Annotated in this window: 14 protein-coding genes; 2 read left to right on the top strand and 12 right to left on the bottom strand. The window is 71.4% G+C overall.

What is annotated here, in order from left to right; genetic code table 11:
- Position 1 precedes the first annotated feature (1 nt).
- A complete protein-coding gene (locus HDA40_RS24305; protein ID WP_253759708.1) occupies positions 2 to 2,335 on the top strand; it encodes a helicase-associated domain-containing protein in 2,334 nt (777 codons plus the stop codon).
- Positions 2,336 to 2,425: 90 nt separating this feature from the next.
- Here HDA40_RS24305 and HDA40_RS24300 read toward each other — a convergent pair whose 3' ends face one another.
- The 6 genes from HDA40_RS24300 to HDA40_RS24275 all read right to left on the bottom strand — a co-directional run bounded on the left by HDA40_RS24300 (position 2,426) and on the right by HDA40_RS24275 (position 8,321).
- Positions 2,426 to 2,824 carry a cold-shock protein gene (locus HDA40_RS24300; RefSeq protein ID WP_253759705.1) on the bottom strand — a complete coding sequence of 133 codons (399 nt, stop codon included), beginning with the start codon at positions 2,822 to 2,824 and terminating at the stop codon, positions 2,426 to 2,428.
- A 78-nt stretch (positions 2,825 to 2,902) separates the two neighbouring features.
- Positions 2,903 to 3,727 carry a 1,4-dihydroxy-6-naphtoate synthase gene (locus HDA40_RS24295; RefSeq protein WP_253759702.1) on the bottom strand — a complete coding sequence of 275 codons (825 nt, stop codon included), beginning with the start codon at positions 3,725 to 3,727 and terminating at the stop codon, positions 2,903 to 2,905.
- On the bottom strand, positions 3,724 to 4,374 hold the full coding sequence (locus tag HDA40_RS24290; protein WP_253759700.1) for a futalosine hydrolase: 651 nt from the start codon (positions 4,372 to 4,374) through the stop codon (positions 3,724 to 3,726). The genes HDA40_RS24295 and HDA40_RS24290 overlap by 4 nt, the downstream gene beginning before the upstream one ends.
- A gap of 119 nt (positions 4,375 to 4,493) precedes the next feature.
- On the bottom strand, positions 4,494 to 5,351 hold the full coding sequence (locus HDA40_RS24285) for a hypothetical protein (RefSeq protein WP_253759698.1): 858 nt from the start codon (positions 5,349 to 5,351) through the stop codon (positions 4,494 to 4,496).
- Positions 5,352 to 5,493: 142 nt separating this feature from the next.
- Positions 5,494 to 7,191: a metallophosphoesterase gene (locus HDA40_RS24280; protein ID WP_372503185.1), complete on the bottom strand. Its 1,698-nt coding sequence runs from the start codon at positions 7,189 to 7,191 to the stop codon at positions 5,494 to 5,496.
- 296 nt (positions 7,192 to 7,487) lie between these two features.
- Complete coding sequence (locus tag HDA40_RS24275; protein WP_253759694.1) at positions 7,488 to 8,321, bottom strand: PSP1 domain-containing protein; 834 nt, start codon at positions 8,319 to 8,321, stop codon at positions 7,488 to 7,490.
- A gap of 130 nt (positions 8,322 to 8,451) precedes the next feature.
- On the opposite strand from HDA40_RS24275, the gene HDA40_RS24270 reads away from it, so the two are divergent.
- On the top strand, positions 8,452 to 9,798 hold the full coding sequence (locus HDA40_RS24270; protein WP_253759692.1) for a hypothetical protein: 1,347 nt from the start codon (positions 8,452 to 8,454) through the stop codon (positions 9,796 to 9,798).
- 66 nt (positions 9,799 to 9,864) lie between these two features.
- Here HDA40_RS24270 and HDA40_RS24265 read toward each other — a convergent pair whose 3' ends face one another.
- The 6 genes from HDA40_RS24265 to HDA40_RS24240 form a co-directional block, all read right to left on the bottom strand.
- Complete coding sequence (locus tag HDA40_RS24265; protein ID WP_253759689.1) at positions 9,865 to 10,518, bottom strand: hypothetical protein; 654 nt, start codon at positions 10,516 to 10,518, stop codon at positions 9,865 to 9,867.
- Complete coding sequence (locus tag HDA40_RS24260; protein WP_253759687.1) at positions 10,518 to 10,853, bottom strand: hypothetical protein; 336 nt, start codon at positions 10,851 to 10,853, stop codon at positions 10,518 to 10,520. Before HDA40_RS24260 ends, HDA40_RS24265 begins: the two co-directional genes overlap by 1 nt.
- Positions 10,850 to 11,176, bottom strand: a complete 327-nt coding sequence (locus HDA40_RS24255) for a YbaB/EbfC family nucleoid-associated protein (RefSeq protein ID WP_253759685.1) — start codon at positions 11,174 to 11,176, stop codon at positions 10,850 to 10,852. Before HDA40_RS24255 ends, HDA40_RS24260 begins: the two co-directional genes overlap by 4 nt.
- A 106-nt stretch (positions 11,177 to 11,282) precedes the next feature.
- Positions 11,283 to 12,479, bottom strand: coding sequence for a DNA polymerase III subunit delta' (locus HDA40_RS24250; protein WP_253759683.1), 1,197 nt, complete (start codon positions 12,477 to 12,479; stop codon positions 11,283 to 11,285).
- Positions 12,476 to 14,650: a dTMP kinase gene (tmk, locus tag HDA40_RS24245; protein ID WP_253763781.1), complete on the bottom strand. Its 2,175-nt coding sequence runs from the start codon at positions 14,648 to 14,650 to the stop codon at positions 12,476 to 12,478. Before tmk ends, HDA40_RS24250 begins: the two co-directional genes overlap by 4 nt.
- Before the next feature lie 260 nt (positions 14,651 to 14,910).
- On the bottom strand, positions 14,911 to 15,543 hold the full coding sequence (locus HDA40_RS24240; RefSeq protein WP_253759681.1) for a TetR/AcrR family transcriptional regulator: 633 nt from the start codon (positions 15,541 to 15,543) through the stop codon (positions 14,911 to 14,913).
- Between the last annotated feature and the right edge of the window lie 58 nt (positions 15,544 to 15,601).

Raw genomic sequence — 15,601 nt, 5'->3', positions numbered from 1 at the left:
GATGACCACCTCATTCACCGACCGGCTGCGGGCCCTCTCCGACGAGGCGCTCGGTGAGCTGCTGCGTGCCCGCCCGGATCTGATCACACCGGTGCCGCCGGACCTCTCCGCGCTGGCGGCTCGCGCGCAGACCCGGCTGTCGCTGGCCCGAGTGGTCGAGCGGCTCGACCGGTTCACCCTGGAAATCCTCGACGCCGCCCGGCTGACCCGCAGCGACGACGGCTACACCTCCATGGACGCCATCGTGGCACTGGCCGCGGTGCCCTCCGGCGGGCCGGAGCCGGCCCGGGTTCGGGAAGCCGTGCACGCGCTCCAGAAACTTCTCCTGCTCTACGGGCCCGAGGAGGAACTGCGACTCACTGGTGCGATCGATGAAGTGCTTTCGGCGTACCCGGCGGGACTAGGAAGACCAGCGGCGGAACTCGACCCGGCCGCGGACGCGCTCGCCGCGGATCCGGCCCGGCTGCGCCGCACGCTCCTCGCCGCCCCGCCCTCGGCCCGCGCGGTCCTGGACCGGCTGGCCGAGGGGCCGCCGGTGGGCACGTTCAGCGAGCCGCCCGCGGCCGTGCTCGAACTCCTCGAGCAACACCTCCTGGTACGCCTGGACGACCAGACGGTCGAGCTGCCCCGCGAGTTGGGTCTGTTGCTGCGGCGGGACCAGGGTCCGCTGGGCCGCCTGCATCCGCAGCCGCCGGAGTTGCCGGCCGGGACGCGACCGCAGGCGACGATCGACCGGGCCGGGGCCGGGCAGGCGATGACGGTCGTCCGCGAGGCCGAAGCGGTCCTGGAGGCGCTGGCCGCCGAGCCGATCAGCATCCTGCGCGGCGGTGGGGTCGGGGTGCTGCCGTTGCGGCGCCTCGCGAAGGCCGCCGAGCTGCCGGAACCGACGGCGGCGCTGCTGGTGGAAGTGGTCGCGGCGGCCGGGCTGATCGGCGAGACCGAGACGGAATACCTCCCCGCCGCCGGCTATGACGGCTGGCGGGACAAGCCGCTGGCGCAGCGGTGGACCCAGCTCGCGCAGGCGTGGCTGAACATGCCCCGGCAGCCGTCGCTGATCGGGCTGCGCGACGAACGCGACCGGCCGATCACGGCGCTGGCCCCGGAAGCCGAACGGGCGGGGATGCCGGGACTGCGCCGGGAACTGCTCGGCTCGCTACCGCTCGGCACGGCACCGTCCGAACAGGATGTGCTGGATCTGCTCGGGTGGCGTACGCCGATCCGCGTGCGCGGTCGTGAGGCGGTCTATTCGGCCGTGCTGGCGGAGGCGGCGAGCCTGGGCGTGACCGGGTTCGGCGGGTTGACCGCCGTCGGCGCGCTGCTGCTCGACGACGGCGAGAACCCGGAGGACGACCCGTTGGGCCGCCGCCCGGGGGCCGACCGGCCTCGGGAGGAGAGCCCGGCCTCGCTCGCGCTCGGGGCGTTGCTGCCCCCGCCGGTCGACCATCTGATGGTTCAGGCCGACCTCACCGTGGTGGTGCCCGGACCGCCTGAACCGCAGCTCGCCGCCGAACTCGACATGGTCGCCGACCACGAGTCGGGCGGTGGCGCGGTCGTCTACCGGGTCACCCGGGACTCCGTGCGGCGGGCGCTCGACGCCGGGTACGCCGCAGCCGACCTGCACACGTTGTTCGGCAAACGATCGCGTACGCCGGTGCCGCAAGCGCTCACCTATCTCATCGACGACATCTCCCGTACGCACGGCGGGCTGCGTACCGGCGCGGCTGGGTCCTATCTGCGCAGCGACGACGAGGCGCTGATCGCCTCCGCACTGGCCGACCGGCGGCTGTCGGGGCTGTCGTTGCGGCGGCTCGCCCCGACGGTCCTGATCACGCTGTCGCCCCCAGGGCGGCTGCTGGCCGCCCTGCGCGAAGCCGGCTACACCCCGGTGCCGGAGGACCCGACGGGCGCGGTCGTGCTGAGCAAGCCCAAGGTACGCCGCGCGCCGGCCCGGGCCGTCGTAGCGCCGCCGATCGACCCCGCGAGCGGGCTGACCCGGCCGCGGTTGCTCGGCATCGTCGAACATCTGCGGCACGGCGACGCCGCTGCCCGAGCCGCCCGGCGCGCCCCGTTGGCCGTACGCGCGGCCACGGGGGGCGCAGTCGACGGCATCACCGCCGTTCAGGCGCACAGCGATGCGCTCGCCGTTCTGCAGCAGGCGGTCCGGGACAAGGCGCGGGTGTGGGTCGGCTACGTCGACGCCCACGGCACGACCAACTCACGCCTGGTCCGGCCGGTCTCCATCGGTGCCGGTTACCTGCGCGCGGAAGACGAGCGTACGCAGACGATCCACACCTTCGCGCTATCGCGCGTAACCGCAGCCGTCCCCGAAGCGTGATACGTGCAGATCACGGGTACGCAGGCTCAATTCGGTGAGGAAGCCTGCATACCCGTGATCTGCACGCTGAGAAAGCGCGTGGAGAACGCGTCAGAGTTCGAGTTCGCGGGCGACCGCGTGCAGCGCCTCACCGATCTTCTGCGCCGTCTTGCGGTCCGGGTGCCGGCCGCGCTTCAAGTCGGGCAGGATCTTCGCCTCGAGCACCTTGATCATGTCCTCGATGAGCGTGTTCAGCTCGTCCGGCGTACGCCGCTTCGCCTCAGCCTGCGCCTGCACCAGCGACGGCGGAGCCTCCAGCAGCTTCACGCCCATCGCCTGCGCACCCTTGCGCCCCTCGATGATCCCGAACTCGATCTTCTGGCCGCCCTTGAGTTCGGCGACCCCACCAGGGAGAGCGGTCTTGGGCAGGAAGACGTCGCCGCCCTCGTCGCTGGTGACGAAGCCGTAGCCCTTCTGGGCGTCGTACCACTTGACCCGACCGGTAGGCACCGTTGATCCCTGCTTCCCATCCCTGTGCGGCCACGTCGTGACCCGTCGTCGCGCCGCGGCAATGCGGCCGGGTTAAGGCTATCGAGCGAGATCGTCCAGCCCAACAGCAATACCGGGGGTGAGTCCGGCTTTCTCCGAACGGTTCAGGAGTTCGCGGACGGCCGCGTACCCCGCCGGGCCGAGATCCTCGGTGAACTCGTTGACATACAACGAGATGTGTTGATCGACCACGGCCTGCTCCATTTCCTGCGCGTGGGCGAGAACGTAGTCCCGACTGTCCGCGGGAAGCGCCCAGGCGTGCCGGACCGACGCCCGGATCCACTCCGTGGCCGCTCGCGGATCGACGACACCGCGCTTGGCCAGGATGGCCCCGAGCGGAATCGGCGACCCGGTGTCGGATTCCCACCATTCGCCAAGATCCACCAATTGCGACAGTCCATAGCGCGGATAGGTGAACCTGGCCTCGTGGATGACCAGACCCGCGTCGAACCGTCCGGCCGCGACGCCCGGCATGATCTCGTGGAACGGCACCACCACGATTTCCGCGGGCCGCTGCCCGCTCTGCTCGGCCCACAGTCGCATCAACAGGTACGCAGTAGTCCGTTCCCCAGGCACGGCGACCGTCTTCCCGTCGATCCCGCCGGCCGTCAGCGTCAACAGGAGCGGGCCGCAGCCACGGCCGAGCGCGCCGCCGCAGGGCAGCAACTCGTACTGGTCCATCAGCCAGGGCAGCGCGGCGTAGGAGACTTTGACCAGGTCGAACCGGCCGTCGAGAGCGGCCGTGTTCGTCACGTCGACGTCGGCGAACGTCACGTCGAACTCGGGCGCGCCCGGCACCAGACCGTGGGTCAGCGCGTGGAAGACGAAGGTGTCGTTCGGGCAGGGCGAGTACGCGATCTTCATAGTGCTTCCAGGCTATCCCCGATCGTGGCGGCGGCACCCGTCAGCGCCTGGAGAGCGGCGCCGATCTGCCACGCCGCCCGATCCCGGGGGCCGATGGCGTTGGAGATGGCCCTGATCTCGGCGTACGCGACGCCGCAGGTCGCGGCGGCCGCCGCCACCCCGGCGCCCTCCATCGCCTCGGCTGCCGCGTGCGGATAGCGGAGCCGCAGCTCCTGGGCTCGTCCGGCCAACCCGGTGACGGTGGACACGGTGAGCACGTCGCCGGAGACGGCGTCGCGCAGCCGCCCACGCAGCAGCGCGTGCAGCGCAGGATCCACTTCGGAGACGGCCCGGCCGAAGCCCAGCTCGTCGATGGTGAGGTAGCCCTCCGGGGACTGCGCGCCCAGATCGGCGGCGATGCTCCGCGTCGCGACGACGAGCCCGCCCAGGTCCACGACGTCGGCGAAGCCACCGCCGATACCCATGCTGAGGACGCCGCTGTAGGGCTCGCCGGCCGCCTCAGCGAGGGTCAGCAGCCGGGCGGTGGCCGCCGCCGCGTTCGCCGGGCCAACTCCGATCGGGGCCACCACGAGGTCATCGCGGTCGCCCAGCCCTCGGCGTACGGCGTCGGCCTCGACCTCGACCGCTGTCGCGATCAGCACCCGCATCGTGCGCTCCCCTCTTCCTCGCCGCGTTGATCATGGATTTCGCAGCCTCGACACACTGACTGCACTCCTGGCGGCTCGCGCAAGCGCTCCCCGGCGCGAAGCCACAGTTAACTCCATGATCAACGGGGCTGGGCGGGTGGGTCCGCGGGTGGGGTGGTGGGTGGGCGGGTGTTCAGCGACGACGGCCGGTAGACGTGGTAGGAGCCGTCGGGCGAGTCCGGCTCCGCCGGCTCGGGCTGCGATTTCGGCTGCGACTTCGACTTCGGCTGCGCCTGCTGCTTGGGCGGCGGCTGCTGTTTGCGCTGCGGCGCCGGGCGCTGCTTCGGCGGCCTTGCTTTCGGCGTACCAGCTGCCGGAAGCAGGAGGGCCGCGATCAGCGCGACCAGCAGGGCGACCTGAGCCAGCAGCGGCGCGAAGAGGCCGCCCACCACGAGCGCCGCCAGGACGACCAAGGCGACCGGTACGAGCAGCGCGCCCACGTAGCGCGCGGCGGCCGAGGCGGTCGCGGCCCGGTGGCCCGGCGTCCCCGAGACCGTCCACAGTGCCCGCTCGACGAGCCCGAACGCGATGAGCGCGGCGGGGGCCGTCTCGGGGGTCAGGTTCAGCGCGACGAGGAGGACGGCCAGCAGTCGGCCCAACTCGACCGCGGCGAGCACGAAGCGCGACCACGTCCGGTCGTGCAGCAGCCAGCCGACCGCGCCGCACGCGGCGAGACCGAGGATGAGCCCGATCAACGCGAGTACGCCAGGCGCGGGAGCGGAGCGCCGCCACCATTCGGCGAGCAGGAGGAGATCGGCCGCGGTCGAATAGAGGGCGATGTTGAGCAGCCGCCCGCTGCCAGGCACGGCCGACGCCGTGGTGGTCCGGATGGAGGCCGCCAGGAGCACCAGGAACCGCAGCCCCCGGAACGCCCGCCGGATCAGCCGGCCCAGCAGCGCCAGTCCGACCGCGATGATGCGCGCGATCTCATTCAGCACTTCGCCTCCCCTCTCCCGCTTCTCCGCCCCCCGCCTCCCGCTCTGGCGCTGGATCAGGGTTCTAGGTCGAATCTTGCATCATGATTCGACCTAGAACCCTGATCCGGCGCTGCGGGAAGCTGTCGGAAGCTGGAGGTGATGGTCAGCGGATGACGATGGGTTCCTCGATGAGCTTGGGCCGGAGCGGTTTGGCCGGGTCGAACCAGGGCGTGCTGGCGTCCCGCTGCGGTTTGGGCTCCCACTTGCGGCCCACCCGGTCCACCCCGATCGGGAAGATCGTGAGCGAGCCGTCCGGCGCGAAGCGCATCCGCAGGAAGCCCTTGTAGTCCTCGATCCCCTGCCCGGCGAACAGCTCGTTGAGGTTCACCCGGAAACCGCCGGCGAGGAACAGGTAGAGCGCGACGAGTTCGGTGGCGATGAGCCCGGCGACCGGGCCGTAGATGGCGAACGCGAGCACGCCCGGCCATGGCCACGGCTGATCGTCGAAGGGCAGTTCGCGCCAGGCGAAGTAGCCGGCGTACCCGAGCAGGACGTGCGCTATGCCGTGGGCGAGTCCGAGGAGGACCGGTATCCGGCGGAGCATGCCGTGCGAGAGGCCGACCGCGAAGAACAGCGATCCGGCCAGCATCAGGCCGATCATCAGGAACGCCGGGAAGCTCAGGAGCTGATGTGCCTTGCCCTTGAGCGACAGCAGGAACAGCGTGTGGATGATGCCGAGGAAGGTCGCGAAGCCGGGGTTGCGCCAGGGCAGCCGGGGGAAGATGCCGACCGACAGCGCCCGCGACCTCGACTTGCTCGGATAGGTCTTGCGCAGGGTGAACGACTGCTGCTGGGTGTCGATCGCGAACGGACGCCGCGGCGGGACGGTGATCTTCGACGGCAGCCCATGCGTCGCATACAGGTACGCCCCACCGCTGCCGCAGGTGATGAGCTGTTCCTCGCTCGACTCCGCCTCGGCGTACCGGGCGTAGTGGTGCAGGTCGCCCGAGACCATGAGCTTGACCTTGGCCCCCGTCGGCTCGATCAGCTTCCGCCGGAAGTAGCCGAGAGTGTCGTAGCCGCGGGGGTGCTCGAGCGTCTGCACCCAGGACGGCTGCGGGAACGCGATGATCACCTTGTCGTCCGGGCCGAGCAGATTGGCGACGCTCCGGAAGTAGTCGAGCTGCGGATCGTCCAGGTACGCCTCACCCTGCACGTCGACCGCGAGCAGCCACCAGTTGTGCGGCAGCTTCAACGCGAAGTAGCTCCGCGTCTGCTTGGTCTGCCAGGCGCCGACGTGACCCCCTTCGCGGCGAGCGAACAACCGCAGGAAGGCGGTCAGGCCGTCGTACCAGTCGTGGTTGCCGGGCAGCGCGAACGCCGACGGCGGCGTCTGTCCGGGCTCGGGCGTCGAGTACGCGGCCAGGTACGGCCCGACCATCCGGTCCTCGTACTCCTGACCGCTGGCGGTCGGGTAGACCTGGTCGCCGCCCATGACGAGCACCTGGCCCCGGGGCAGCTCGGTCAGCACCAGGTCGTCCTGGTGGTCGTCGGTGGTGTTGACCCGCAACGACTTCTGCGACAGCAGCCAGGCCATCGAGTAGGTGGCGTTGAACCCGTCACCGAGGTCGGAGATGTAGTCGAGCCACAGCTCTTCGTCCTCGGCGTGGTCGTCGTAGATCTTCGTCGGGAAGGCGCCCTGCAGTTCCCGCTTGTCGAGGTACGCCCCGAACTGCTCGGCGAAGGCGACGCGTACGCCGGTGACGGCGAGCAGCACCGGGCCGAGCCACGGCACCGGCTCCTTGGGCGTGAACCCCAGCTCGGTCGGCTCCATCGAGGTCGGACGGTGCTGCGGAAGCATCGCGAACTGGACCGTCGGCTCGCTGCCCGGGTCCACACCGGACTCCGGGGCCGGGGTGCCCGGACCGCCGACCGGCGGACCCTCGAACGCCGACGCCGGGGACTGCTCCGGAATGCCTTGTCCCGCTTGCTGCTGGGGGTTCGTCACAGCCGTGCAGCCTAGCGTCCATCGCACAGTTTCGCTGTCGGCCCTTCGGGCCTTTGCCGCCCAGCGTGCTCTTCACCGAGCAGATCACGGATCTGCATGCCTCCCGGGCGGGTTTCAGGCTGCGTATCCGTGATCTGCAGGGCGAGCCGTCAGGAAGAGGCTTGGTAGCGGTCCTCGAAGAGCTTGCGCGATCCGCAGACGGACGCCTTCGGGCACACCCGGCGCGATCCGTCCGCGTCGAGGCGTACGACGACGGAGTCGCGCGGCACGGAATGGGCGACCACCTTGCCGTCGCCCTCGTCGGTGGTGACCCGCTCGCCGACCGCCGGGGCGCTGGCCTGGAAGTCCTGGTAGAGCGGGTGCTCGTACTTGAGGCAGCACATCAGCCGCCCGCAGGCACCCGAGATCCGCAGCGGGTTGAGCGGCAGGTCCTGATCCTTGGCCATCCGGATGGTGACCGGTTCGAAGTCGGTGAGGAAGGTGGCGCAGCACAGGTCGCGCCCGCACGATCCGATCCCACCCTGTACGCGAGCCGAATCGCGCGCGGAGAGCTGCCGCAGCTCCACCCGGCATTTGAGGGTCGCCCCGAGGTCGCGTACGAGCGAGCGGAAGTCGACCCGATGCGGCGCGGTGAAGTAGATCGTGGTCTGCGGGGAGGCGCCGTCGACGTGGTCGACCGCGACGACCTTCATCGGCAGCTGGTGCTCCCGGATGAGCTTGCGGGCGGCGACCTGTGCCTCCGCCTTGCGCGCCCGGAGCTGCTTGTCGCGGTCGAGATCGTCGTCGCCGGCGAGCCCGAGCATCTTGGGGAAGCCGGAGGTGTCGTCGGAGACCCACTGCGCGGCCCACACACACTCGGCGACCTCGGGGCCGTCATCCGTCGGGACCAGGACCTTCTGCCCGACCTGCGGCTGGAACTCGCCGGGGTCGAGGTAGAAGAGCCGACCGTACTGGTTGAACGTGACCGCGCAGAGCATGCCCATCCCGCCACTCTAGGACCATCGGCGGAACGGCGCACCACCCGTACCTATTCGTACCATTCGTCGTTAGCCAAATGCGGGTAGTGCCCGACAAACGCGTCACCGTTCGGCGGACGCGTTCGTTGGGCCCGGCATGCTGCCTCCCCGACGCTTCCGCTCGCTGTCGACCGGTCTGCTGGCGCTCTTCGCCGCCGTGCCGGTCGTCCTGCCGGAATCCGCTGCCGCCGCGAGCTGCGCGCCGATGGCGTACGCCGCCGAGTCCTCCGCCGACCTGGTCCGGCTCACCGCTCTCGACCTGCGGCCGCTGGGCGTACCGGTCGGGCCGGTCGCCGAACTCGCCCTCGCGTCCAGTCGATCCACGATGGACGCCCGCAAACCCGTCGCCGCCCGGGCCGCCGCCCGCTACACCGAGGCCGGCGTCGTCGGGCTCGAACTCTCCCCGCTCTTTCTCGGCAGCGCGGTCAGCCAGCAGGCTCCGCCCACGCACGCCGGTCCAGCCGTCTACAACGCGCTCAGCCAGGACGCGGGCGTCGCGAAGGTGGGCACCGGCGCCCTGTCGGCCCACGCCACCTGGGTGGACCGGATGGCCTGCGGCCGGCAGACCGGTCCGGCAGGGGTCAGCTCGGCCGCCGTCGCCGACGTCAGTGTGCTCCCGAGTTCCTCCTCCGCTGTGGTACGCCTACCGCGCAACCTGTCCAGCCAGGCGGTGACCGGGCTGCGGACGGTCGGCGGGCGTACGGCGTCGGTCGCAGCGGCCGAGGTCGAGCTGACCGATCTGCGCCTGCTCAACGGGGCGGTGGCCGTGAAGGTCCTCAAGCGGCCGACACTGACCGCGACCGCGACCGGCGCCGCGCGTACGTCGAGTGTGGAGTATTCGAACCCGCTGCTGGAGATCTCCGGCCCCGGCGTACCGACGCAGCGGCTGAACACTCCGGCGAAGCACGTCGACGTGGTGCTCCCCGCCACCGGCGGCGACCCGCTCGGCACCCTGCTGCGGGGGCTCAACGTGCCGCTGCTGAACTCGCTCGTCGGCAGCGTCCACGTCGAGGGCCTCCAGGTGCCCGGCCCCGGGAAGTACGCCATGCTCCGCATCTCGCTCGGCGCGCTCGACAAGTCGATCACCGACGCCGCGGTCGAGGCGGAAGCCGCCTCCCTGCGGATCCAGCTGATCCTCTGCGGCCCGGACCAGGCTCAGGTGACCGTGCTCGACCTGGCGGTCGGACTGCTGCGGACCTCGGCCACGGCCCCGAACGTCCCGGTGGTCTCCTCGCCGACCCCGTCGACGTCGCCCTCGGCGGCGACCAGCGTCAGCCCGGCGCCCAGCACGAGCCCGGCCGGCTGCGGCGGCCCCGGCTGCGGCGGACCGGGGACGCTCCCCCAGACCGGAATGGGCCCGGTCGCGTACGTGGTCGGGGCGGGTGTGCTGCTGGCCCTGCTCGGGCGGCTGATGATCCTGCTGGCCCGACGGCGCTCCGTCTGATGCCTACCGCACCGGACGCCGCCGCTCTCGCGGGAGCGGCGGCGTCCGTGCGTTCGAGAACGGTTGCTACAGGTCGACGCGGGTGATGCCGCCGGTCGACGGACCGAAGTCCGGGCCGGGCCGGAACGGCAGCGCGGCCAGCCGCGTCTCCCAGGTCTCCCGCAGTTCCTCGCCCGCCTTGCAGATCTCCTCGACCTCTTCCAGGACGAGCGCGCCGATCGTGGCGGCGGCCAGCCCGACCTCGATCGGGTCCAGCCCGGTGACGACGCTGATCGCCTCGGCCGACTTCATGACCAGCGCCAGCCGCATCGCCAGGGAGACGCGGCTCTCCGCGATCCACCCCTCCACGTCGTCCAGGTACGCCCCGAAGTCGTCGAGCCGGGCGCCGAGCGACGTGTCGGGATCGGCGATGTGCCGGCGGTGTGCCGACCATTGCGAGAAGTACGCCGCCCCGGCGTCGCCCTCCCAGTTGACGCCCACACGATCCACGGTGGAGACCGCTTCGACGAGGCGGTCGGTCAGCGCGCGGACATCGTCGCCGGGCAGTTGCATGGGGCGCAGGCCCACGACCGCTTGCACCGCCGGGCCGGGCAGGCTGCCGACCCAGCGCAGCAGCGGCCACACCTGGTGACCGGGCGGCGCGCCGTGGCGGCCCAACGCGGCGTCGACCCGCTGGAGCAGGTCAGCGGCGGGGCCGGCGATCTTGTCCAGGGCGTCCATCAGAGGCCCCAGTCCGGATGATCCCCGAAGGTCTGCTCCCGGCGGGCGTCGTCGCGGACGGTGTCCTCGGCCGTGGCATAGTTCGCCCCGGCTTCGCGTACGCCCTCGGCGAGCCGGTCGAGCCGCCGGGCGGCGTCGGTCGTCTCGTCGTAGCGGTTCTGGAACGCGTCGGCGCACTGACGGCGCAGGTCACGGCCGATGTCGCCGAGCCGGCCGGGCGCCGCGGCCAGGTCGTTGAACGGGGTCACCTCATGCCGGGCCAGCTCGGCCGGGATGTCAGCGATCTGCTCGGCGGCGCGTTCCAGCGCGTCGGCGAGCTTGGCGAGTCCGCTCATGACGGGCCTCCCAGGCGCGGGTAGTCCCCGAAGACCTCTTGGTGGAGGCGTCGACGCGCCCAGTCGGCGGCGTCCTTGGCGGCGTGGAGCGCGGCTTGGATCGACCGATTGATCTCGGCCGAGGTCTGACTGCGAAGGGCACCTACGATGGCCACGTTCCGCACCCCTCCCTCACCCGCCACGACCACTTCGATGAGACCGTCGGGCGAGCGGACGCTCACCTCGATCGCGGAGAGCGACCGCTGGAACTCGGCCTGCCGATCCTCGATACGCCGGTAAGCGGTGACCGCCTCCTCGATCCACGCCTCGTCGATCTCCCGCACGTCGCCGAGGCTACCGGCGCTTCCACAGCCCCGGTAGTCCCTGTGGATAACGAGGCAATCCCTGTGGACAACTCTGTGGATAACTCGCCGAGAAAGGGATCGGGCGTCAGCCGCGCCAGAGCGCGAGCATCATCGCCTCGACCGCGATCTTGGGCTTGACGTTGATGTCGATCGCCTCACGGCAGGCCAGCACGGCCTCCAGCCGGCGCAGCGTCGACTCCGGTCGCCATTTCGCCGCCGCCGCCCGGGTGACCTGGTCGACGTCGGTGTGGATCGGCGCGACCGCCGCGCCGAACTGCGCGTTCAGCACGTCCCGGTAGAACCCGGCGAGGTCCATCAGCGCTCGGTCCAACGCGTCGCGCTGCGCCCGCGTCGCCCGCGACTTCTGCCGCTTCTCCAGCTCCTTGAGCTGCCCGGCGCTGCCCCGGGCCGCGCCCGCCGCGCCCTTGCCCGTCCCGCCCGCGCCCAGCGCCATCTCCAGCGCACTGCGCTCAGCCGCGTCCACCGCCGCCACCGCGTCCACCGCTTCGGCCTCGGCCGCCTCGATCAGCGAGGCCGCCGCGTCGAAACACGCGCCGACCGTGGTCAGCTGCCGGGGCACCGCCAGCACCGCGTCCCGCCGGGTCCGCGCGTGCGAGTCCGCGGCCAACCGGCGCGCCCGGCCGACATGTCCCTGCGCGGCCGCGGCAGCCCAGGCCGCGACATCAGCTGGTACGCCGTCCCGCCGGGTGAGCAACGAGGCGACAGCGTCGGCTCCCGGCTGGCGCAGCGGAACGAGACGGCACCGCGACCGGATCGTCACGGAGATGTCGTCCGGATGCGTCGACGGCGCGCAGAGCAGGAACACCGTCCGTTCCGGTGGCTCCTCGACCGCCTTGAGCAGGGCGTTGCCCGCCGCCTCGGTGAGCCGGTCGGCGTCCGCTACCACCAGCACCTGCCACCGGCCCGCCGTCGGGGCGCTCGCCGCCCGCAGGACCAGCTCCCGCATCTGCGCGACCGGGATACTCAGCCCGTCCGGGACGACGAATCGCACGTCGGAATGCGTACCGGCGAGGACGGTGTGGCAGCCGGAGCACTCGCCGCAGCCCACCCCACCGCGTACGCATTGCAGCGCCGCCGCGAAGGCCCGGGCCGCCGTCGACCGGCCGGAGCCGGCCGGGCCGGTGAACAGCCACGAATGGGTCATCACCCCGGGCGGGGACGGCTGACCGCGCAGAATCAGGTCGGCCGCCGCCGACGCAGCTCGCAGCGTCTCGACCGCCTCTGGCTGGCCGACCAGGTCATCGAAGACGTCGGCCGTCATCGGTGCGCCGACTGCACTTCTGGCGGCTCAGCGCGAGCGCTTTCCCGGCGAGTCGCGAGTTCGGCGGTCACCTCGGCCCGGTCGAGCGATCCGGTCGAACGAAAGGTGGGCGGCTCCGCGTCCCCCTGCCCGGCCGAACGGCTCTTGTCGGCCTCGTGGAACGGCGGCAGCATGCGGTCGACCTTCTCCGCGACGGCTTCGCCGACCCGGTCGACCGGCAGCGTGGCGTCGACGACCAGGTATCGGCGCGGTTCGGCGTCGGCCAGGCTGAGGAAGGCGTGCCGGACCCGGTCGTGGAACGAGATCGCCTCGCTCTCCAGCCGGTCGTGGCCATCGCCTCGCTCGGCGACCCGGTCGAGCCCGATCCGCGGGTCGATGTCGAGCAGCACGGTCAGCTCCGGGGTGAGCCCCTCGGTCGCCCACGACGACAGCCAGGCGACCTGGTCGGCGTCCAGCGTCCGCCCCGCGCCCTGATAGGCGAGCGAACTGTCCACGTAGCGGTCGCTGATGACCACCACACCCCGGTCGAGCGCTGGGCGTACCACTGAATCGACGTGATGCGCGCGGTCCGCCGCGTAGAGCAGAGCCTCCGCCCGGGGGCCGAGCGCGGACAGCGAGCCCTCCGGCGAGTGGGTCTCCAGCAGCAGTTCCCGGATGCGCGCGCCCTCGGGCGTGGCGCCGGGCTCGCGCGTGACGAGCACCTCGCGCCCCTGCTCCCGCAGGTGAGTCGCGAGCAGCTCGATCTGGGTGCTCTTACCCGCACCCTCGCCGCCCTCGAAGACGATGAACATCCCGCTGGCCGCGCTGTCGCCGAGCAGGCCGAGCGGTCGTCCGCGCATCGAGGCCCAGATGTCGCGGAGCAGCGGTACGCCGGGCTTGTCGTCCATCTGGCGCAGGGCCCAGTAGCCGGCCAGGGTGCCGCAGATGCCCGCGATGAAGAGCAGTACGCGCGTAGAGGAGATCGGGACGGTCGTGCCGCCGATCGAGAGCTCGGGCGAGCCGCCCGCCCCCACCAGTACGCCGGACAGCGCGATCGCGAGCATGAGCACGACCCGGACCGAGGTCTGGACGAAGGCGAAGACGCGGCCGCGGACCTCGTCCTCGACCTCGCCGCCGAGCAGCGTCGTCCCGGAGAGGAAGGCCATGCCCGCCCCGGCCCCGACGAGCAGGGTGCCGACGGCGGCGACGCTGAGGTGCGGCGCGAGCGCCAGCGCGGCGACCGACAGGGCGGCCAGCATGATCGACAAGCCGAACCAGCGACGCCGGGACAGCTGGCCGATCAGGCGCGGGCCGAGCGCGATGCCGACCCCGAGGCCGATGAAGATCAGGCCGAACAGCAGGTAGAACGTCGAGTCGCCACCGCTCAGCGACCGGGCGTAGAACTGCGCGGTGCCGATCACCAGACCGCCGCAGGCGAACGCGCCGAGGATGCCGAGGACCAGGCCCCGCACCAGGGGCGACCGCGCGATGTAGCGCCAGCCGTCGACGAACTGGCGCAGCGCGCTCTCCTGCGGGACCTCATGCCGGCCGTCCCGGCCGCTGATCTCGCGGATGCCGAAGAAGACCACGACCGCCGTGGCCAGCCGGGACAGCGCGTTGAAGTACAGCGCGACGGTGGACGCCGTCGTCTCGGGCAGGTCGACGCCACCCGCACTGACCGAGTAATAGAGCTGGTTCAGCCCGGCCAGCCCGAGCGCGGCCAGCACCGGCGTGATCCCGTAGGTCGTGATCAGCGTGAGCTGGTTGGCGTCCTCGAGCTTGCCCCGCGGAATGAGGTTCGGGACCGAGGCTTCCTTGGCCGGGATCCAGATCAGGGTGATCGTCTCGATGAGGAAGGTGGCGACCGCCGCCCAGCCGATGGTGACCGTCGAGTTCGTGCTCTGCAGCGCCACCAGCGGGATCGAGGCGAACAGGAAGAACCGCAGGACGTCGCAGATCGCCATCATGTAGCGCCGGTCGAACCGGTCCGCGAGGACGCCCGCCACCGGCCCGAAGACGAGCGCCGGCAGCAGCCGGACCGCGATGACGGAGCCGAACGCCAAACCCTTGGCGGCCGAGCCGCTCACCTGGGCCGAAGCGAAGGTGGCCGTGGCCAGCAGGCCGAGCCAGTCGCCGAGCGAGGCGACCCCGAGGACGATCCACAGCCGCCGGAACGGCCGGATCTTCAGAATGGAGACGTCGCCGGACAGGGCAGCCGGGGCCGCGCCGCGGTCCCCTGGACCGCCTGCGTCAGCCCGCCCACGCGACCGGTTCCCGATGGCAGCCTCCACCTCGCCTGCCCATCGCTGGGCGCCCTGGGATCACTCTAGCCGTGCGGCGCCGAGCGCCCGCGAGAATGAGCACCCTGAAGTTACCCGGATCTCGGGATCGATGTGCGTACCCCCCGAGTCACCCGTCCGCAGTGAGGCTCACCAGCGGCGGAGGATCTCGGTCAGACCTGGCCGACGTGGCGGTGGAGGTACTCGCGAACCAGTGCCTTCGCCTCGACGAGCACGGCGTCGTCACCGTCCGGCTGACGGCGGAACGCGAGCTTGATCAATGCGTCGGCTGCCTCGACCGCGATGACCAGGGCGAACCGCAGCCGCGGCCGGTCGGGCACCGAGTGGTAGAGGACCAGCAGCTCAGCGAGGTGGTCGGCGATGACCTCGTTGTTGTCACGCTCGGCGTCGATGAGGTGGACGTCCACCACGTCGCCGAAGTGCAGCGTACGGAAGCCGGGCACGGTCCGGTGCAGCGTGATGTACTCCTCGATCGCCGCGTCGACGCCGTCCCACCAGTCGTCCAGCTCACCGGCGGGGATCCGCTCGGCCAGCCGGGCCAGGTACGCCTCGACGTTACGCAGCGTGAGAGCCTGCACGATGGCGCGCTTGTCGGGGAAGAACTGGTACACCGACCCGATCGCCACCCCGGCCCGCTCGGCGAGCAGGGTGGTGGTCAGGCCTTCGTAGCCGACCTCGTCGACGAGCTCCGCGCAGGCGTCGAGCATCCGCTGAACCCGGGCCACACTGCGGCCCTGGACCGGTACCCGCCGCAGTGGACGGGTCGTCACGGCTGGTGTTGTCACTCGCCGCTCCTTCGCAACGGCGTCGGCGACCTTCACGACCGCGACGCAGAGACCGAAA

The sequence above is a fragment of the Hamadaea flava genome (assembly GCF_024172085.1).
Taxonomy (GTDB): Bacteria; Actinomycetota; Actinomycetes; order Mycobacteriales; family Micromonosporaceae; genus Hamadaea; species Hamadaea flava.
The sequence above is the reverse complement of the archived record's forward strand: the minus strand, read 5'-3'. Positions and strand labels throughout refer to the sequence as shown.

Excerpts from the sequence above, each read along its gene's own strand:
- HDA40_RS24260 (WP_253759687.1), bottom strand. The coding sequence starts at position 10,853 with ATGAGCGGACTCGCCAAGCTCGCCGACGCGCTGGAACGCGCCGCCGAG.
- HDA40_RS24290 (WP_253759700.1), bottom strand. The coding sequence starts at position 4,374 with ATGCGGGTGCTGATCGCGACAGCGGTCGAGGTCGAGGCCGACGCCGTA.
- HDA40_RS24305 (WP_253759708.1), top strand. The coding sequence starts at position 2 with ATGACCACCTCATTCACCGACCGGCTGCGGGCCCTCTCCGACGAGGCG.
- HDA40_RS24275 (WP_253759694.1), bottom strand. The coding sequence starts at position 8,321 with ATGGGCATGCTCTGCGCGGTCACGTTCAACCAGTACGGTCGGCTCTTC.
- HDA40_RS24280 (WP_372503185.1), bottom strand. The coding sequence starts at position 7,191 with ATGCTTCCGCAGCACCGTCCGACCTCGATGGAGCCGACCGAGCTGGGG.
- HDA40_RS24250 (WP_253759683.1), bottom strand. The coding sequence starts at position 12,479 with ATGACGGCCGACGTCTTCGATGACCTGGTCGGCCAGCCAGAGGCGGTC.
- HDA40_RS24270 (WP_253759692.1), top strand. The coding sequence starts at position 8,452 with ATGCTGCCTCCCCGACGCTTCCGCTCGCTGTCGACCGGTCTGCTGGCG.
- HDA40_RS24295 (WP_253759702.1), bottom strand. The coding sequence starts at position 3,727 with ATGAAGATCGCGTACTCGCCCTGCCCGAACGACACCTTCGTCTTCCAC.
- HDA40_RS24265 (WP_253759689.1), bottom strand. The coding sequence starts at position 10,518 with ATGGACGCCCTGGACAAGATCGCCGGCCCCGCCGCTGACCTGCTCCAG.